At 68.6% G+C, this 19,429-nt stretch carries 17 protein-coding genes; 13 read left to right on the top strand and 4 right to left on the bottom strand.

From position 1 onward, the window contains the following. Positions 1-18: 18 nt before the first annotated feature. The 8 genes from HF999_RS03705 (at position 19) to HF999_RS03670 (ending at position 10,299) form a co-directional block, all read left to right on the top strand. Entirely contained in the window at positions 19-633 is a 615-nt protein-coding gene (locus tag HF999_RS03705) for a TetR/AcrR family transcriptional regulator (protein WP_168544570.1), read from the top strand. 124 nt (positions 634-757) lie between these two features. Beyond that, on the top strand, positions 758-2,290 hold the full coding sequence (locus HF999_RS03700) for a carboxyl transferase domain-containing protein (RefSeq protein ID WP_312854000.1): 1,533 nt from the start codon (positions 758-760) through the stop codon (positions 2,288-2,290). A 6-nt stretch (positions 2,291-2,296) separates the two neighbouring features. Next, complete coding sequence (locus HF999_RS03695; protein WP_168544568.1) at positions 2,297-4,285, top strand: acetyl/propionyl/methylcrotonyl-CoA carboxylase subunit alpha; 1,989 nt, start codon at positions 2,297-2,299, stop codon at positions 4,283-4,285. A 1-nt stretch (position 4,286) separates the two neighbouring features. Then, on the top strand, positions 4,287-5,435 hold the full coding sequence (locus HF999_RS03690; RefSeq protein WP_168544567.1) for an acyl-CoA dehydrogenase family protein: 1,149 nt from the start codon (positions 4,287-4,289) through the stop codon (positions 5,433-5,435). After that, on the top strand, positions 5,432-5,938 hold the full coding sequence (locus HF999_RS03685; protein ID WP_168544566.1) for a MaoC family dehydratase: 507 nt from the start codon (positions 5,432-5,434) through the stop codon (positions 5,936-5,938). The genes HF999_RS03690 and HF999_RS03685 overlap by 4 nt, the downstream gene beginning before the upstream one ends. Next, complete coding sequence (locus tag HF999_RS03680) at positions 5,939-6,781, top strand: HpcH/HpaI aldolase/citrate lyase family protein (RefSeq protein ID WP_168544565.1); 843 nt, start codon at positions 5,939-5,941, stop codon at positions 6,779-6,781. A gap of 25 nt (positions 6,782-6,806) precedes the next feature. Continuing rightward, positions 6,807-8,432 (top strand): AMP-binding protein, encoded by a 1,626-nt coding sequence (locus tag HF999_RS03675; RefSeq protein ID WP_246207149.1) that lies wholly within the window; start codon positions 6,807-6,809, stop codon positions 8,430-8,432. Positions 8,433-8,436: 4 nt separating this feature from the next. Then, complete coding sequence (locus HF999_RS03670; RefSeq protein ID WP_168544564.1) at positions 8,437-10,299, top strand: acetoacetate--CoA ligase; 1,863 nt, start codon at positions 8,437-8,439, stop codon at positions 10,297-10,299. Here the strand turns inward: HF999_RS03670 and HF999_RS03665 are convergent, their stop codons facing one another. The 4 genes from HF999_RS03665 to HF999_RS03650 form a co-directional block, all read right to left on the bottom strand. Next, complete coding sequence (locus tag HF999_RS03665) at positions 10,300-11,514, bottom strand: DUF7373 family lipoprotein (protein ID WP_168544563.1); 1,215 nt, start codon at positions 11,512-11,514, stop codon at positions 10,300-10,302. It abuts the gene before it with no gap. Continuing rightward, on the bottom strand, positions 11,511-12,122 hold the full coding sequence (locus HF999_RS03660) for a protein kinase (RefSeq protein WP_168544562.1): 612 nt from the start codon (positions 12,120-12,122) through the stop codon (positions 11,511-11,513). The genes HF999_RS03665 and HF999_RS03660 overlap by 4 nt, the downstream gene beginning before the upstream one ends. Before the next feature lie 5 nt (positions 12,123-12,127). Next, on the bottom strand, positions 12,128-12,331 hold the full coding sequence (locus HF999_RS03655) for a hypothetical protein (RefSeq protein ID WP_168544561.1): 204 nt from the start codon (positions 12,329-12,331) through the stop codon (positions 12,128-12,130). A gap of 397 nt (positions 12,332-12,728) precedes the next feature. Continuing rightward, the gene (locus HF999_RS03650) at positions 12,729-14,222 is read right to left on the bottom strand and encodes a protein kinase family protein (protein WP_168544560.1); all 1,494 of its coding nucleotides are present in this window, start codon (positions 14,220-14,222) and stop codon (positions 12,729-12,731) included. A gap of 236 nt (positions 14,223-14,458) precedes the next feature. Here HF999_RS03650 and HF999_RS03645 point away from each other — a divergent pair, with 236 nt between their 5' ends. The 5 genes from HF999_RS03645 to HF999_RS03625 all read left to right on the top strand — a co-directional run bounded on the left by HF999_RS03645 (position 14,459) and on the right by HF999_RS03625 (position 19,215). Further along, a complete protein-coding gene (locus HF999_RS03645; protein ID WP_168544559.1) occupies positions 14,459-15,097 on the top strand; it encodes a vWA domain-containing protein in 639 nt (212 codons plus the stop codon). Positions 15,098-15,324: 227 nt separating this feature from the next. After that, positions 15,325-16,320 (top strand): protein phosphatase 2C domain-containing protein, encoded by a 996-nt coding sequence (locus HF999_RS03640; RefSeq protein ID WP_168544558.1) that lies wholly within the window; start codon positions 15,325-15,327, stop codon positions 16,318-16,320. Between the two features lie 167 nt (positions 16,321-16,487). Then, a complete protein-coding gene (locus HF999_RS22365) occupies positions 16,488-16,844 on the top strand; it encodes a CD225/dispanin family protein (protein WP_168544557.1) in 357 nt (118 codons plus the stop codon). A 38-nt stretch (positions 16,845-16,882) separates the two neighbouring features. After that, the gene (locus HF999_RS03630) at positions 16,883-18,010 is read left to right on the top strand and encodes a DUF7373 family lipoprotein (RefSeq protein ID WP_168544556.1); all 1,128 of its coding nucleotides are present in this window, start codon (positions 16,883-16,885) and stop codon (positions 18,008-18,010) included. Beyond that, on the top strand, positions 18,007-19,215 hold the full coding sequence (locus HF999_RS03625; RefSeq protein ID WP_168544555.1) for a DUF7373 family lipoprotein: 1,209 nt from the start codon (positions 18,007-18,009) through the stop codon (positions 19,213-19,215). Before HF999_RS03630 ends, HF999_RS03625 begins: the two co-directional genes overlap by 4 nt. Positions 19,216-19,429 lie beyond the last annotated feature (214 nt).

Genomic DNA, 19,429 nt, shown 5'->3' with positions numbered 1-19,429 from the left:
CGAGTAGTGTGGCGCGCCATGGAGGTACCCACGACGAGGCGCGGTGTCGGTTCGGCCCCCGCGGCGGGCACGGCGCGCGAGCGCGCCAAAGCGGCCCGTCGCCGCGAATTGCTCGCCGCGGCCGCCGCACTCATGGCGGAACGGGGCTTCGCGGGCGTGCGGCTGGAGGACATCGGAGCGGCCGCGGGCGTCTCGGGGCCCGCCATGTACCGGCACTTCTCGGGCAAACAGGACGTGCTCGCCGCACTCCTCGAGGAGATCTCCGAGTACCTGTACGACGGTGGCCGTCGGGTGGCCGAGCAGCACGCCGACGATCCGCGGCGGGCGCTGCACGAGCTCGTCGACTTCCACGTCGACTTCGCCGCCTCCGAACCGGACCTGATCCGGGTGCAGTACCGCGACCTGTGGTCGCTGGCCCCGGAGTCGGCGCGCCGCGTGCGGCGGCTGCAGCGGCAGTACGTGGAGCTCTGGGCCGGCGAGCTGACCCGCCTCGGTGGCGACCCGGTGGAGAACCGCGCGACGGTGCACGCCGTCTTCGGCCTCCTCAACGCCGCCCCGAGCCTGCCGGCCCTGCCGCAGCCGCGCCTGCGCGCCCTCCTCCGCGACAAGGCCCTCGCCGCGCTCGGCGTCTGACGCGCCTCCCGCTCCGCACCGGCCGGTCCTGCCTCTGCCCGGCTGGTGGTCGATGCTGGACAAGTGGTCCGGGTCACAGCTATCCTGGTTTCAGTTAACGGTGACTAACTCACAAGGAGCGGCTGTGACATTCCGCGAGGAACACGACGCGAACGTCGCTGAGCTGCGCGAACGGCTCGGCAGGGTGGCCCAGGGCGGCGGTGAGCGGGCCCGCGCCCGGCACGAGGGCCGCGGCAAGCTGATGGTCCGCGAGCGGATCCGTCGACTGCTGGACACGGCCAGTCCGTTCCTGGAGGTGGCGCCGCTGGCGGCCGAGGACATGTACGAGGGCAGGGTGCCGTCGGCCGGTGTGGTCGCGGGCATCGGCACCGTGTCCGGGCGGCAGGTCATGATCGTCGCCAACGATGCGACGGTCTCCGGCGGAACGTACTACCCGATCACCGTCAAGAAGCACCTGCGCGCGCAGGAGATCGCGCTGCAGAACCGGCTGCCCTGCATCTACCTCGTCGACTCGGGCGGCGCCATGCTGCTCAACCAGGACGAGGTCTTCCCGGACCGGGAGCACTTCGGCCGGATCTTCTACAACCAGGCCACCATGAGCGCCGCCGGCATCCCGCAGATCGCGGCGGTGCTCGGCAGCTCGACCGCGGGCGGCGCCTACGTTCCCGCGATGAGCGACGAGACGGTCATCGTGCGCGACCAGGGCACCATCTTCCTGGCCGGCCCACCGCTGGTGAAGGCCGCGACCGGTGAGGATGTCACCGCCGAGGACCTCGGTGGCGGTCTCATGCACTCCACCAAGTCGGGCGTCACCGATCATCTGGTGGATTCGGACGACGAGGCGCTCGAGAAGGTCCGGCAGATCGTCGCGCGGCTCGGACCGGTCGGCGAGGTGCAGTGGGACGTGCGCCCGGCGGTGCCCGCGGCCCGGCCGCAGACGGACCTCTACGACGTGGTGCCGACCGATCCGAAGATCGGGTACGACGTGCGCAAGCTGATCGGGATCATCGCCGACGGTGGCGAATTCGACGAGTTCAAGGAGCTGTTCGGCACCACCCTGGTCACTGCCTTCGCGCGGATCCACGGCCACCCGGTGGGCATCATCGGCAACAACGGCGTGCTCTTCGCCGAGGCCGCGCAGAAGGGCGCGCACTTCATCGAGCTGTGCGATAAGCGCCGCATCCCGCTGCTGTTCCTGCAGAACATCACCGGGTTCATGGTCGGCCGCCAGTACGAGGAGGGCGGCATCGCCAAGCACGGCGCCAAGATGGTCACCGCCGTGGCGTGCGCCCGGGTGCCCAAGTTCACGGTGATCGTGGGCGGGTCCTTCGGGGCCGGAAACTATTCCATGTGCGGACGCGCGTACTCGCCCCGCTTCCTGTGGATGTGGCCCAACGCGCGGATCTCGGTGATGGGCGGCCCGCAGGCCGCCGACACGCTCGGGTCGGTCCGCCGCGAGCAGGAGGGCATGGAGGAGTTCAAGCAGGGCGTTCGCGACCAGTTCGATCGGCAGTCGCAGGCCTACTACTCCACGGCCCGGCTGTGGGACGACGGCGTCATCGACCCCGCCGACACCCGCACGGTCCTCGGCCTCGCGCTCGAGGCGGCGTCCCGCACGCCGCTCGCCGAGGTCTCCTACGGCGTCTTCCGGATGTGAGCTGACATGAGTAAGAAGATCGAGAAGGTCCTCATCGCCAACCGCGGCGAGATCGCCTGCCGCGTCATCGATACCCTGCGCGCGTTGGGCATCGGCAGTGTGGCGGTGTACTCCGATGCGGACGCCGACGCCCGGCACGTGCGGCTCGCCGACGAGGCCGTGCGCCTCGGCCCGGCGGCCGCCACCGAGAGCTACCTGCGCATCGACGCCGTCGTGGAGGCCGCGCGCGTCACCGGCGCCGATGCCGTGCACCCCGGCTACGGATTCCTGTCCGAGAACGCCGCGTTCGCGCGGGCGCTGTCGGAGGCCGGCATCGAATTCCTCGGGCCGCCGGTCGAATCCATCGAGACGATGGGCGACAAGATCACCGCGCGCGCGGCGGTCGTCGAGCGCGACGTGCCCGTCGTCCCCGGTATCAGCCGCCCGGGCCTGACGGACGCCGACCTCATCGGCGCGGCCGAGGGCATCGGTTTCCCCGTGCTGATCAAGCCCAGCGCGGGCGGCGGCGGCAAGGGCATGCACCGGGTGGAGAACCCGGCGGACCTGCCCGCCGCGGTCGCCGCCGCACGCCGCGAGGCCGCAGCAGCCTTCGGCGACGACGCGCTGTTCCTGGAGCACTTCGTGGACACGCCGCGCCACATCGAGGTGCAGGTGCTGGCCGACAAGCACGGCAACGTCATCCACCTCGGCGAGCGCGAGTGCTCGCTGCAGCGCCGCCACCAGAAGGTGATCGAGGAGGCCCCGTCGGCCCTGCTCGACGAGGCCACCCGCGCCGAGATCGGCCGTGCGGCCTGCGATGCCGCGCGGTCCGTCGGATACACCGGCGTGGGCACCGTCGAGTTCATCGTCTCGGCCAAGCGCCCCGACAAGTTCTTCTTCATGGAGATGAACACCCGCCTGCAGGTCGAGCACCCCGTCACCGAGCTGGTGACCGGAGTCGACCTGGTGGAGCAGCAGATCCGCGTCGCGAACGGCGAGGTGCTGGCGCTGTCGCAGGACGACATCGTGCTCACCGGGCACGCCGTCGAGGCCCGCGTGTACGCGGAGGACCCGGCCGCCGGCTTCCTGCCCACCGGCGGCACTGTGACCGCGCTGCGCTACCCGCGCAACGACCGCCGCGGCCCCGTCCGCGTGGACACCGGCATCGAGGCCGGCAGCGTCGTCGGCAGCGACTACGACCCCATGCTGGCCAAGGTGATCGTGCACGCCGAGGGCCGCGAGCAGGCGCTGCGCCGGCTCGACGAGGCCCTCGCCGGTACCCAGTTGACGGGCCTGCGCACCAACATCGACTTCTGCCGGTTCGTCCTCGCCGACGACGACGTCGTCGCCGGCAGGCTCGACACCGAGCTGCTGGATCGCCTGGCGCCCACCTACACCCGACCGGATCCGACGGTGCGCGCCTACGCCGCCGCCGCGATCACGGCCGTCTCGGCGGCGACGGGCGATGGCGCCTGGGGCACCGAGACCGGATGGCGGATCGGGGGCGCACAGCCCACCGTCGTCCGGTTCGCCGGTACGGAGGAGACCGGCGAGGTCCAGGTCTCGGTGCTCGGCGACGCGGTGACGGTACGCGCCACGGCGGAGGGCTCGACGCTCGACGGGGCCGGCACCGCCCGGATCGCTGGTGAGCGCCTCGTGCTGGACGGCTACTCGACGCCGGTCACCGTCGACCTGCAGGGCGGGACGTACTGGGTCAGTAGCGAGGACGGTACGCACGAGCTGCCGTTCGCGCGGTCCACGTCGAAGAACCGCGACGGCGCCCACGGCGGCGATGTCGTGAGCCCCATGCCGGGTGCCGTCGTGGCGGTGCCGGTCGAGGACGGCCAGGCGGTCGCCAAGGGCGAGACCCTGGTGATCATCGAGGCGATGAAGATGGAGCAGCCGCTGGCCGCGCCGCACGACGGTGTGGTGTCGATCGCGGTGCGCGCGGGAGACAAGGTGACGGCGGCACAGGTGCTCGCGACGGTCACGGCGAACACGAATGAAGGTGAATGACATGGAGCTCAGCCAGGACTACGCGGACCTGCGGGACACGGTGCGCGACTTCGCGAATCAGGTCGTCGCGCCGGTCTCGGCCAAGCACGACGAGGAGCACTCCTTCCCGTACGCGGTCGTGCGGCAGATGGGGCAGATGGGCCTGTTCGGCCTGCCCTTCCCCGAGGAGTACGGCGGCATGGGCGGCGACTACTTCGCGCTCGCCCTCGCGCTGGAGGAGCTGGGCCGTGTCGATCAGTCGGTCGCGATGACGGTCGAGGCCGGTGTCGGCCTCGGTGCCATGCCGATCTACAAGTTCGGCACCGAGGAGCAGAAGCAGCGGTACCTCCCGTCGTTGGCCGCGGGCGAGAACCTGGCGGGCTTCGGTCTCACGGAGCCGGGCTGCGGCTCGGACGCCTCGGGTACGCAGACCACCGCCGTGCTCGACGGCGGCGAGTGGGTGATCAACGGCTCCAAGCAGTTCATCACCAACTCCGGCACCGACATCACCAGCCTGGTGACGGTGACCGCGGTGACCGGCACCAAGCCGGACGGGCGCAAGCAGATCTCCACCATCATCGTGCCCAGCGGCACGCCCGGCTTCACCGTCGAGCCCGCCTACAACAAGGTCGGCTGGAACGCCTCGGACACGCACCCGCTCAGCTTCTCCGACGTGCGCGTGCCGAAGGAGAACCTGCTGGGCGAGGAGGGGCGGGGCTACGCGAACTTCCTGTCCATCCTCGACGAGGGCCGCATCGCCATCGCCGCGGTCGCCACCGGCGCCGCGCAGGGCTGTGTGGACGAGTCGGTGAAGTACGCCAAGGAGCGCGACGCCTTCGGCAAGCCGATCGGTGAGTTCCAGTCGATCGCCTTCGCGATCGCGCGGATGGAGGCCCGCGCGCACACCTCCCGCGTGGCCTACTACGAGGCCGCCCGGCTCATGTTGGCCGGCAAGCCCTTCAAGAAGGAGGCGGCCATCGCCAAGATGATCTCCTCCGAGGCGGCGATGGACAACGCCCGCATGGCCACCCAGATCCACGGCGGCTACGGCTTCATGAACGAGTACCCCGTGGCGCGGCACTACCGCGACTCGAAGATCCTCGAGATCGGTGAGGGCACCACCGAGGTGCAGCTCATGCTGATCGCCCGGTCGCTGGGGCTGCACGCATGAGCGCCGCCGAGCAGGAGCCGGTGCGCCGGGTCACGCAGCGCGGCCTGTGGTTCGACGAGTTCGAGGACGGCGTGCTCTACGAGCACCGCCCCGGTGTCACCGTGACCGAGGCCGACAACATGCTCTTCACCAAGCTGACCATGAACACCCAGGCGCTGCACCTGGACGCGCACTGGTCGGCGCAGCAGCCCGGCTTCGGTGGGCAGCGACTGGTGAACTCGATGTACACGCTCTCCACCCTGGTGGGCCTGTCCGTGGCGCAGCTGACCCAGGGCACGCTGGTCGCGAACCTCGGCTTCTCCGAGATCGCCTTCCCCGCGCCGGTGTTCGCCGGCGACACCCTGTACGCGGAGACGCTGTGCACGGGCAAGCGGGAGTCCAAGTCCCGGCCGGGCGAGGGCATCGTCAACCTGCGGCACGTCGCGCGGAACCAGGACGGCACCGTCGTCGCGGTGGCCGAGCGCTCGACCCTGGTGCGCCGGGCACCGTCGGAGGGGGAGTAGATGTTCCACCACGACGGGCGCGACGCCCCCGCCTGGCAGCCGCCCGGCCCCGCGATCCTCTTCTGCCCCGCCGACCGGCCGGAACGGTACGCGAAGGCGGCCGAGCGCGCGGACGCGGTGATCCTCGACCTCGAGGACGCGGTGACTGCCGACGCCCGTCCGGCTGCACGGGAGGCGCTCATCGACAACGATCTCGATCCGGATCGGACCATCGTGCGGGTGAACGCCTTCGGCACCTACGACTTCACCGAAGACATCGAGGCGCTGCGCCGCACCGCCTATCGTGTGGTCATGCTCGCCAAGACCGAGTCGGCCCACCAGCTGGACAAGCTGGCGCAGGTCGACGGGCTGCAGGTGATCGCGCTCATCGAGACGCCCCTGGGTGCGGTGAACGTGAACGAGATCGCCGCGCACCCGCGCTGCATCGGCCTCATGTGGGGCGCGGAGGACCTGGTGGCCGCGATGGGCGGGCGCTCCAGCCGGTTCGCCGACGCGACCTACCGCGACGTCCCCCGGCACGTCCGCTCGGCGACCCGCCTCGCGGCCGCCGCGCACGGCAAGTTCGCCCTCGACGCGGTGCACATCGACATCGCCGATACCCAGGGGCTCGCCGCCGAGGCCGAGGACGCCGTGGCGCTCGGCTTCGCCGCCACCGTCTGCATCCACCCCTCGCAGGCGGCCGTGATCCGCGCCGCCTACCGGCCCACGGACGACGAGATCGACTGGGCCCGGGAGGTGCTCGAGGCGGAGGCCGGAAACAACGGTGTCTACCAGGTGCGGGGTCAGATGATCGACGCACCGCTGCTCGCCCAGGCCCGCGCGATCGTCGCCCGGGCCGACTGAAGAAATCGGTAGGAGTGAAGTAGAGATGACCACCCTGTCCTACGATCGCGGCGAGGCCGAGCCCGCGCTGCTCACCGCGACGATCGGCGCCCAGCTCGAGATGACGGCCGACCGGTTCGGCGAGCGCACCGCTCTCGTCGACGTGCCCTCCGGCCGGCGCTGGACCTACGCCGAGCTCCTCGCGGACTCGCGCGCGTTCGCGGCGGGCCTGTTGCGGAACGGGATCCGGCGCGGCGACCGGGTGGGCGTCTGGGCGCCGAACACCCCGGAGTGGGTGATCGTCCAGTTCGGTACCGCGCTCGCCGGCGTGATCCTGGTCAACCTCAACCCGTCCTACCGGCAGCGCGAGTTGGAATACGCGCTCAATCAGTCCGGCATCGTCGCGGTGTACACCATGACCAGCTTCAAGACCTCGGAGTACGCGGCGATGCTGCAGGCCGCCCGCTCCGAGGCACCGGAGTTGCGCGATGTGGTGACCTTCGGCTCCGCCGAGTGGGACGCGTACCTGGTTCCGGCGACGGACGACGAGCTGGGCGTCCTCGCGGACCTCGGCGACGAACTGACCGCCGACGACCCGATCAACATCCAGTACACCTCGGGGACCACGGGATTCCCCAAGGGCGCCACGCTCACCCACTCCAACATCCTCAACAACGGATACCTCGTGGGCGAGTTGCTGAACTACTCGGAGCAGGACTCGATCTGCATCCCCGTGCCCCTTCTACCACTGCTTCGGCATGGTGATGGGCAACCTCGCGGCCATCACCCACGGTGCGGCCATGGTGATTCCCGGACCCGCCTTCGTGCCGGACGAGGCGCTGGCCGCCGTCGTCGCCGAGAAGTGCACCAGCCTCTAGGCGTTCCCACCATGTTCATCGCCGAGCTCGCCCTCGCGAACTTCGACTCCTACGACCTCTCGAGCCTGCGCACCGGCGTCATGGCCGGTTCACCGTGCCCGGAGGAGATCATGCGCAAGGTGGTCGACAGGATGGGCATGACGGAGGTGTCGATCTGCTACGGCATGACCGAGACCTCGCCCGTGTCCACCCAGACGCGGGTCGACGATGCGCTCGAGCTGCGCGTGAGCACCGTCGGGCGGGTGGGCCCGCACCTGGAGATCCAGGTGATCGACCCGATCGACGGCACGGTCATGCCGCGCGGCGAGGTCGGGGAGCTGTGCACCCGTGGCTATTCCGTGATGAAGGGCTACTGGAACAACGAGGAGAAGACCGCCGAGGCGATCGACGCCGACGGGTGGATGCACACCGGCGACCTCGCAACCATGGACGACGCCGGCTACGTGCGCGTGACCGGCCGCATCAAGGACATGGTGATCCGCGGCGGGGAGAACATCTACCCGCGGGAGATCGAGGAGTTCCTCTACACCCACCCGGACATCCTCGATGCGCAGGTGATCGGCGTGCCGGACGAGAGGTACGGGGAGGAGCTGATGGCGTGGATCCAGCTCCGCGAGGGCGTCGCCACGTTCACCGTCGAGGACCTGAAGGTCTTCGCCGACGGCAAGATCGCGCGGCACAAGATCCCGCGCTACGTGCACGTGGTATCGGCCTTCCCCATGACGGTATCGGGGAAGATCCGCAAGGTGCAGATGCGAGAGGAGTCCATCGGCCTCCTCGGTCTGGGAGAATAGGCAGATGCATTCGATCGATCGGTTCGCCGAATTCGCTGGCGTGCCCACGGGCGACTACGACACGGTCTTCCGGTACTCCATCGAGGAGCCCGAGAAGTTCTGGGGCGCGGTATGGGACTTCTTCGAGCTCGGTGACCGCACGGGAGCGGTGCTCGAGGCGCGCGAGATGCCCGGGGCCCGCTGGTTCCCCGAGGTGGAACTGAACTACGTGGACCGCGTGTTGCGATTCGCGGACCTACCCGGCAACGCGATCGTCGGCATCTCGGACGACGGTGCGCGGGTGGAGGTCCCGTGGTCGGAGCTGCCCGCCCGGGTCTCCGCGATCGCGGAGCTGCTGCGCTCCCTCGGGGTCGGGGTCGGCGACACCGTCGCGGCCTACCTTCCCGACGAGCCCTTCGCGGTCCTCGCCTTCCTGGCGACGGCGTCCATCGGGGCGATCTGGTCGGGCTGCGGCCAGGACTACGCGCCCGAGGGCGCGGCGGGCCGCATGGCGCAGCTGGAGCCGAAGGTGCTGTTCGCGCGCGACGGCTACGTGTTCGGCGAGAAGCGGGTGGACAAGCGCGCCGACACCGTCGAACTCGCTGCGCTGCTCGGCGTCCCCGCGACGCATGTGATCACCGAGCTGCCCGAGCCGGCGGCGGACACCCCGGACCTGAAGCCCGTGCAGGTGCCCTTCGACCACCCGCTGTGGGTGCTGTTCAGCTCCGGGACCACCGGCAAACCGAAGGGGATCGTGCAAGGGCACGGTGGCATCCTCGTCGAGCACGTGAAGGTGCTGGGGCTGCACAACGAGATCGGTCCCGGGGATGTCTTCTTCTGGCACACCGCGCTGTCCTGGATGATGTGGAACTACCAGATGGCGGGCCTGCTCGTGGGTGCCACCATCGTGACCTTCTCCGGGAACCCGTTGGCGCCCACCGCCGATCGGCTGTGGCAGGTCTGCGAGGACGAGAAGGTCACCTTCTTCGGTACCAGCCCCGGGCAGCTGCAGGCCTCGCGCAAGGCCGGCCTGAACCCCGGCACCGAGCACTCGCTGGTGCTGCGCACCATCGGCAGCACCGGCTCGCCGCTCGCGCCGGACCTCTTCACGTGGGTCGATGAGCATGTCGCGCAGGGCCTCCCGGTGAGTTCCGTCTCCGGCGGCACCGATGTGTGCAGCGCCTTCTGCGGCGGCACCGCGTCGGTACCGCACGTCCCCGGGGAGCTGACGGTGCGGTACCTCGGCTGCGCGATGGACTCGTGGGCGCCCGACCGTACGCCGCTCGTCGGCGAGGTGGGCGAGATGGTGATCACGCTGCCCATGCCCTCGATGCCGACGCACTTCTGGAACGACCCGGGCGATGCGAAGTACCGCGCCGCCTACTTCGAGCACGAGTGGACCGACGGCATCGCGCCGAACGTCTGGCGCCACGGCGACTGGGTGGAGCTGACGGACCGCGGATCGGTCACGATCCACGGCCGCAGCGATGCGACCCTGAACCGCAACGGGATCCGCATGGGCTCCGCCGACATCTACGAGGTGGTCGAGGCCATCCCGGAGGTCGCGGAGGCCATGGTGGTCGGCGTGGACGGCCCCGATGCGCGGTACTGGATGCCGCTGTTCCTCACCCTCGTGCCCGGCGCCGAACTGACGGACGAGCTGGTCGGGCGCATCCGCACGGACGTCAGGACGCGACTCTCGCCGCGGCACGTGCCCGACGAGGTGATCGAAGCCCCCGGCATCCCGCACACCAAGACCGGCAAGAAGCTGGAGATTCCGGTGACCGGCATACTCGCCGGGCGCGAGGTCGGTGTCGACCCCAAGTCCGTGGACGATCCGGACCTGCTCGGCTGGTACGAGGAGCAGGGCCGCCGACACGCCTGGTGATCAGTTCTCGCCGGCTGCCTTGTTGATCATGTACAGCGCCGCGGTCGCTTGCCGTGCCTGCTGGAGGGTCTTGTGTACCGAGTTGACCAGGTACCGGCCAACGATGGCAGTGCAACCGGTCGATGTCGTCGTGTGAACGCAGACGTTCGCGTTGCGGGGGAGCCCAGGTATTCGATTGTCACCTGACTCGGGAGGCGCAGAGGTGGTGGTGACGCCATCCGGAGAGGAGTTGGCGAACGCGTATGCGCTCGCGCGGTCTCTCACGCGATACACCACGCTCTCCGACGTCCAGGCAACGAGGTCGATCCCGTTGCGGGTCGCTTTGTCGTACCAATCGCGGTCGAGGGTCATCATGTAATGGGTTCGAGTGGAACGGTATCCATCGGCGAAGTGGACGCGTGATGACAGTCCTAGGACCGAGGGCTCTGCCTCGACCGAGCTGGGCAGTGTGCGAGACATGATGCCGTCCTTGTCCATCGGGATCAGTCGATACTGGCCCAGGGGAGCTCCCTGACGGTAGGTGGTGGCCTTCGTCACCTGTGCCTCGAGGATGCTCGAGACGAGCTCCGGAGCGTCGGTTGCGGCACGGGTAGTGGCCGACGACACCGCGATCAGGTTGCCCACCTGGGCCGCAGCAGCGAGTCGGGTGCGGCCGAACGTAGGGTAGTTCGCTACGACCGCGGCGCCGCGGACCTTGGCGATCTCGGCCGGAGTCTCAGCGGCGGAGTCGCGCATGATCTGCAGTGCGCGTGCGGCGGCATCCGAGTCTTGGAAGCGGAGCAGGCCGGAACGCAGGTGGACAGCCGGGTCGGTGGCGTTGTCAGCGGCCTCCGCGAGGAAGCCGGTCTGAAACGAGGTTCCCAGAAGCTTCAAGGTCTGATCGCGGGTGAGGAAGCCGTCGCTCTTTCGCTCGTCGCGGAAGTCGACCATCTGCACCGGGTGGATGATCGATGTGCTGAAGGTTTCGATGGCTGTGGACTGCACTGTGAGGGTGGGACGGATGTCGAACGGTGCGACGACCGCCTCGGCCATGTTGAAACCCTCCTGTTGCCAGGCATCGGCCGCTGCGATCGCAGCAACGGTACGCGGCGTAGTCGCGTAGTTTCCGGTATCGAGTTTCAACGCGGACGGATCAGCGACCGGCTCGCCGGGGATTGCAGTGCTGCATCCTGCCAGCAGCATGCACAGCGCGACGACGGCGCAGGTGCGCTTCACGGGCGAGTTCCGATCGTGATGGCCGCGGTCGGGTCTTCATGGAAGGCGCGCCGGAAGTCGGCGGCGAACCGCAGCGCGGTGATTGGCCGCGCAGCGGAATCGGGCGCCATCGCTGACCGGAGCACGCTGCGCTGAGCCTGCGTTCCGAGGGGGAGGTCCTGCGCGGTGCCATCGATCACCGATCGCATCACGTCCTGGACGGTTCCTCCTCCGTGCGGCCGCAGACCCGTGAGAAGCTCGAACGCGGTGCAGGCGAGGGAATAGACGTCGGTGCGGTGGTCGAGTCGTCCGCCGAGAATGCTCTCCGTCGCGGGGTAGGACTTCTGGTGGACATCGCGCACGTGCACCGTCGGTTCTACGTCGCCGGACCGCGCGAGCACCGTACCCGCGAGCTCGGGATCGACGAAGCCGATAAGCCGTGCGGTGTGGACGCTGCCGGAGATGAATGTCACGACGATGTTGTCGGGTTGGACGGCACCGTGCAGGCGGTGATGGCACTCCCATTCGCAGAGCAACTCGGCTGCGACGCGGTCCACGATAGTCGCCACGTCGGCTGGGGCGATCGGGGCTCGAGTGCGGATCAGTTCCGCGGCGGTCATCGAGGTCATGGCCGTTACCGCGGGCTCCACCAGTACCAGCCGTCGTCGCCGCGCTCGCAGGTCGCTTGCCATCCCCAAGACCACGCGTTCTGCTCACACGTCCAGCTCGAGGAGAACGGTCCGATCCAGCCGACATCGGCATTGGCGGTCCCGCTGGCCGCGACACTGCCGGACGCGATGAGCAGGGCGGTCAGTGTGGTGAGGGCGAGGTTCTTCATCGTTTCTCCGATCTCCACGGGTTGGAATACGAAAACCCTATGTGTTGTGCATCGTCTGATCCAGAGGTGGTGAGCTGGGCATTTAGTGGTGCGCTGGGCAGCCTTCAGGCCGTGCCTGCTCGGTGCTCGGTTCGATCGCCCGTGGCTGACGGTGGTGCCGACCGTCAGTAACTGGGCCGGTACGGCTTGAGTGGCGGGGTGGGGCGTCGCCGGGGACCGGCAGGCGGCTCCGGCGCCGGGGTGTTCGCGGGCGCCGGAGCCGTGGCGTCGGACGCGTGGATGAACGCGCCCCGGTCGACGGCGATGCGCGGGAGAGTCACCGCGTAGGGATCGAACTGCTGGGTCGTGGGAGGCGGAGCCGTGGCCGCCGTTGTGTCGTTCGTTCGGTCACCGGGTGTCATGGAATGTAGACCTCCGCATTGTCGCCGCCGCTGCATAGCACGAGGTTCGACGTGGTGTCGTAGTACCGGCAGAGCATGTCGAAGGTGCGATCCGCGCGGGCCGGGCTCGTGATGCCCAGGTACAACTTAGGTAACTCACTGCGGTTCATCGCCAGGAACACGTTCGACGCGAAACCACAGGTGGTCACCGAGTTCACCGCGTAATTGCCGGAGGGACATGTAGTGGCATATGACGGCACGTTCCGCGCGGTACGGGGCGTGGTGGTGGTGGTTGTCGCCGTGGTCGGCGCGGTGGTCGGGTACGTGTAGTCGGCGGTCGTGGGAGTCGGATAACGAGTGGTGGTGACGGCGGAGGACGAGCTGGAACCTGTCGACTGCACCACGATCACGACGATGATCGCCGCCAGCGCCACGGCGCAGATGATCCCCCAGACCACGCCACTGGAGACTCGGGTCGGCTTCGCCTGGGCCGGGTTCGCCGTTGGACGAGCCGGAGCCGGCGCGGCGGGGGACGCAGGCGCTCGGTGTGGCGAGCCGGGTTGCGCCGCGGCCAGACCACTGGGGCGCACAGTCGTGGCGACCTTGACGGTGGGCGGCGCGGCCGCCTTCGCGGGGCGAGCGTTCTCGGCGGCCGAGTTCGCTCGCGGAATCCAGTCCGACGGTGCTGGGCGGGCTGTCGGCGTGACGCTCAGAGAGCGCTGGATCAGACCCGCGATGTCGGCCGGGACGTCGGCCGGAAGCCGCCCGGGATCGGAGACATCGTGGTCACCGCACAGCAGACGCAATGCGAGCAGCCCGAGCTTGTACCGATCGCTGAATGCTGTTCCGAGTTCTTCGCCGTTCGGGACGCTCCACCCGGGGCTCTCGACCTGGTCCGCGACGCTGTTGCCGCGAACCCGCATCGCGTCGGTATCGATGAAGTAGACCGCGGGCTCGGGCTGCACCGTGAACATCAGGTTCTTGGGCGACATGTCACCTACCGCGATGCCCAGGGAGTGCAGGAAGGTCAGGGCGTCGGCGACCGCGGCGATGAGGCGGTAGATGTCGCTCTCGGTGATGGAGATCCCGCGCTGGGCCAGGTATTCGGCGCTGTTCAGCAGGTGCTGGAATTCGGCGGTCCGCCGTTGCGCACCGCGGACCGTGGTCATGTCTATGAAGAAGCGTTCCGGGATCAGTGGCATCACGAACCCCGTGACACGCCCCTGGTCTTCGACGACGGCGCACGGCCACGCGCACAGGGTCACGAGTCTGAGCGCGATGGCTCCGGGCTGGTCGAGGAGGAACTGGGGCAGTGAAACGAGCTGGGGGACGTTGAGCCCCCGCAGGACGTCCGGCTTGTACTCCTTGTAGACGACATTGTCGGCGAACCCGAGGTGGACCCGGGGGGCCTGGTAGGTGGTGCCCTGACCGCCCGCCGCTAGCTTCGTCAGCTGTCCGAGCCGGTTCCGTTCGAGCGTTCGTGCCCCACTCTGATTCGCAGACTCGCTCATGCTCCCCGTTCCCCCTCGTTCCGCGAGGTGCAAATCCCGATATCCCCGTCGATCGGTTGCCGATTCCTTAACGGCGGATTGTGCCGCTGATCCGAAACGTCGCGCCCCACCCGAGTGTACTGCATAATATGTTGTGCTGAACTTGAAGCAATTCGGTTGGCGCCGAACCGCGATCGGGCGGTATCGAACGAGTGAGGGGAAGCCGACATATGGAACCCAGGGGCACGCTGCTGCCGATGTATTTCGTCGCCGATGAGTCGGGCTCGATGGGCCCGCACATTCACGAGCTGAATGAGGGACTTGTGTCGTTGCAGGACGCGATGCAGGTCGAGTCGTTCGCGGCGGCCAAGATCCGATTCTCGGTGATCGGCTTCGCGGACGATGCCGTGACCTACCTGGAGCCGGCCGATCTGCGAACGCTGCCGCACATGCCTTCTTTCCGGGCTCGCGGTCTGACGTCCTACCAGGCGGTCTTCGACCAGATCGGCTACCGCATCTCGGTGGACGTACCGAATCTTAAAGCTCAGGGCTATCAGGTGCATCGCCCGGCGGTGTTCTTCCTCACCGACGGCGTTCCCAACCGGAACGAGGATTGGCGTGCCGCTCGGGACTACATGCTCGCGCAGCCGGCTGCGCCGAACGTCCTCGCGTTCGGCATCGGCGAGGTGGACGCGGCCACTATCGTCGAGATCGCCACCCAGCCGCACTATGCCTTCATCAGCTCGCGGGGCATGGACACCGGCGTGGCGATCAGCGAGTTCATGACCCAGCTGACGCAGTCCGTGATCGCCTCCGGCAATGCACTCGCGGGTGGTGCGGGCGCTCTGCAGCTTGAGAAGCCTGAGGGCTTCAGCCTGGCCGTGGACTACGTGTAGCAATGGCGGAGGTTAAGGGGGGACTCCGTCGCTGGTTCGGCAAGCGCGACGGTGATGATTCTGATCCGACCGACGAATTTCCCGCTGTGCTCGACGGAGTGTGGGGGCCGGAAACGTACGGGGACGCACGCAACCCGCACCCGACGGTTCCGTACGCCACCGCGCCGCCGGTTGCACCGCCACCGGCATTCGGGCAGCCATGGGGGCCCACACCGGATAATCCGCGGGTGACGGACGACGCGTCGACCCCGTCGTTCCCCCTCGCCGGGCTCTCGTCGGGCGGACCGCTCCCGGCGGTGCGCGGCACCGTCCGGATCGAGCAGGTGGTCGTCGGCGATCAAGGGCCGAGCGTGGAGCCCCGGCCGACGGCGGATCGGTTCCGCTCCGTGCCGTTCAGGCCCGACACCATGCTCGATGGGTGGAGTACGCGCGCGGCGACGGTGCGGGCCGTGTCGCTTCGTGGCCACCTCCATCGGTACGACGGTGCCCCGCGGCAGGACGATGTGGCCGTGCATGCGGCACCGTCGGGCCGGATCATCGCGGTGGTCGCCGACGGAGTCTCTGCGGCCCTCCACGCACATATCGGGGCGTCGACGGCGACCACCGTTGCGGTGCAATGGCTCCTGTCCGAGGCGCCCGAAGTAGGGGCCCGGATCGCCTGGCTGGAGCTGGTCCGTGCGATCAGCTGGCAGATGACTGAGCGCGCCCGGTCGGTCCTCGGTGGCGAGATCGACGGCGAGGACGTGGAACGTGGTTTCGCCACCACGATGGTCGCTGCGGTGATCGACCCGAATCCGGACGGCGTTCTGGAGGTCGAGGCGATCGGCGTCGGGGATTCGAGCGGCTGGATCCTCCGGGACGGCGAGTTCGTTCCCCTGCTCGGTGGAAAGAACGACGGGGCGGGCGGACTCGCGAGCTCGGCCGTCGTCGGCCTGCCGCGCACCCCGTCGTCGATCACGCCGGTGTCCGCCGTGCTGTACCCGGACGACGTCCTACTGCTCGGCTCGGACGGGGTCGGGGATCCGCTGGGCTCGGGACAGGGGGGTGTGGGCGATCTCCTGCGTGCTGTGCTCGGCTCGACGGTGCCGTCGATGATGGAGTTCGGCAACGCGGTGGACTTCTCCCGCGAGACCTTCGATGACGATCGCTCCCTTGTGGCGGTGTGGCCCACTCGACCCGCTCTGGGTCGGGGCCGTAAGAACCTGAACGGAATTGGTGACTGACAATGACGGACAACAAGCCCTACCGGCCCAGCTACGGCGCCGCGGCGCAACCGCCCGCCGCGGCGCCTGTTCCGGAGCGACCGATGATGCCCGAGGCTCCGCGAATGCCGCAGCCCGGGTTGGCGCCTCAGTATCAGCAGCCTGTGGTACCTCAGTATCAGCAGCCTGTGGCACCTCCGTATCAGCAGCCCGCGCCGCCGGCGTACGGCGCTGGGAACCCGCAGCCGGGCTACCCCGGTGCCGCGCCGAACATAGGGAACCCTGGCGGGGATCCGCAGCGGAACATGATGCCACCCCACAACTACATGGTGTTCGCGATCTGCACGGTCCTGCTGTGCGGCAACCCCGTCGGGATCTTCGCGGTAGTCAAAGCCGCGAACGTGAACAAGCTGTGGCAGCTCGGGCACGAGAGCGAGGCGCGCGCCGCAGCCGAGAGCGCGAAGACGTGGTCGCTCATCGCACTGGCATCGGGATTGGCATGGGTGCTGGTGTGGATCATCTTGTCCGCGTTGGTCGCAGCGTAGGAAGGGCCGCTATGCGGAGGGGCGGAACTCGTTGTGGGATGACGGGCACGATCGTGACACTGATGGGGCTCGCCGTGGCGGCGTGCGGTCAGGCCATCCCCGGCAGCGCAATGGCGCCGCCCGGGGACTCGAGCAGCGTCGCCATCCCCGCGGGACTGGACATCGGTGAGGAGAAGGTCACGGGGTACGTGCCCCCACAGGGGGACCCGGATCGCGCATGGATCGCCGAGGGAAACCGGATGCTCGAGGCGCTTGTCCTCCCGGCCGAGGTCGAACCGGCGCTGACCTTCCCCGTGGAGGGGATCGAATCTGTTCCGGTCATCGACTGGACCGGCTTCACGGGACCGAACGACAGGTCCGTCCTCATCGACGGGGCGAAAGTCGCGGTCATGGTGGCACGGGCGGACCGGGAAACGGGCTCGACACGCGAAGTTCGGGCGGGCATGTACCGGTTCGAATCCGACAAGGACGTGGAGTCCGCTGAGAAGTCCATCGGATACGAGTGGGAGAAGCATCGTTCGGTGGCGGTCGCGGGGGCGAACGACGCGAAGTCGGTTGAGCTAGTGGCCGGCACAGTGGAGTCGGTCGTTCGCGTGGGGCCGATCATTCTACTGGTTCGCGCACGGGCAGCCGATTCGGCAGCAGCGCTCAAGCTCGCGGAGGCGGCGCTGGCGCGGCAGTTGCCGCTGGCGCGCGCTTTCGTACCCACCGCGCAGGCGCGGATCACAGCGCTGCCGCTGGATCGCGGCGGCATGTTGGCTCGGACGATGGGTTCCGAACACCCGGGGAAGCGCGATATTCGAGCGATCGGGGTGCTTACGCTGTCGATGCTCGAGCGGCGGCTGCTGAATCCGACGGTGCTCGTCGACTACCGCACCGCGGGCGTCGACCTCGTGGGCTGGAACGTCAGCGTGGTCGCGCGGGCGCGGGACCGTGAGGCCGCGAAGGGGTTCGCGCGGGCATGGTCGGCTGCGAGCGGCAACACGCCGGCCGCGGGCGTTCCGGTGCTGGGGGATGCGGTGAGCTGCGCCAAGTCGGTCTCGCTCAATGGGTTCGCCTGCTTCGTCGTGGTGGATCGGTATGTCGCGCGGGTGCTCGGAGACGACCTGACCACGGCGCACCAGCGTGCGGCGGCGCAGTGGCTGATCCTGAAGGAGGCGAAATGAAGAAGCCCATGGTCGGGGCGCTGGTAGCCGTACTGGTGTCGGCCGGTGCGCTCGCCGGCTGCGCGACGACGATCGACGGGACCGCGGTGGCCGATCCGAGTGCGGAAGCGATACGGCTGGACCACGGAAACTTCTCCGTCGATCCGCGTGTGGTGAAAGCGTCTGCGGTGCAACGCAAGGTGCTCGCCGCCAATATCCTGACGAACCGGATGGTGTTCCCGTGGGACGTGGATCCCGAGTTCACGGTCACCTGGATGTCCTCCGCGCATGCCGTGGTGCAGGCGAGCAACCTGACAGAGCTCAAGGACGGGGACGACAACGAGGAACAGCTCGGAGTTGCGATGCAGAAGCCACTCACCGACCGGTCGATGGTGTACGGCATGGCGACTAGTCGGATCGCGGAGTCCGACGGCTCGACTCGATACCTGAACCTCAGCCTGATCCGCATGCCGGATGACGCGGCTGCTGCGGGTGCCGTCGACGACTACCGGCGCGCGATCGGTGCGGAGGTGATCACGCTCCCCGGCGTCAGCGGCGCCGCCGCGATGGAGCGCAGGATCGAGGGGAAGGACTACTTCTCGACACGGACCACGGTGCGGGTACTCGCAGCCGCGGGAAGTCACGTGATCGTTGTCGCCGCGTCCGACAAGGGAACCGACGGTGCCCGGGTGCGGGGCTACGCGCAGAAGGCGATTGCCGCGCAGCAGGCCCAGCTGAGGGGATTCACCTCCCCCGGTCCCGCCGATCTTGCGGGTCTGCCGGTGGATCACGACGGAATCGTGAGCCACACCGTCGCGCCTGAACCCATCGACGACGGACGTTTCCAGCCCGACTTCGGATTCAGGGAGAGCCGGGCGGCGCTCGCCTGGATGACAGACCCTGTCGACGCGGCGCGGAGGTTCGAGGAGGCGGGGGTCGATCTGGTAGGCGTGGGCCGCAACAACGTGTACCGCGCGGCGGACCCCGCGGGCGCCGCGAAGCTGGCCGATCACTTGGCCAGTAGAGAGAGGGGTGCATCGCGCAGGTTCAGTATCGACGGGCTGCCGACGGCGCGATGCGTCGCATACAAGGCATCGGCCGTGTCGGCCGAGCGTTTCGGGTGTTACGTACCGGTCGGCAGGTACGTCTCCGAATTCCACGGCGAGCAGCGCAAGAACGTCGAGCAGGTCAGCTCCGCGGCGTATCTCTTGCTGCGGAGGATGTAGTGGCGCTCAACGCGAGGTCGCGGGGCCGTGTCCTGTCCGGCAGTGCCGAAATTCTCGTGACCTGCAGACCTTCCAGACCCAACAACAACGAAGTAGGCTCGCTCATGCCCCTGGCACTCCTCACCGAAATCGGAATGTGTCGCAACATCCAGATTTCACCGAGACCAGGGGCTCCTCACGTCACCGACACGCCGAGCCGCTGACCAGGGACTGC

Origin of the sequence: Tsukamurella spumae, assembly GCF_012396015.1 — a bacterium.
Classification (GTDB): domain Bacteria; phylum Actinomycetota; class Actinomycetes; order Mycobacteriales; family Mycobacteriaceae; genus Tsukamurella; species Tsukamurella spumae.
The sequence above is the reverse complement of the archived record's forward strand: the minus strand, read 5'-3'. Positions and strand labels throughout refer to the sequence as shown.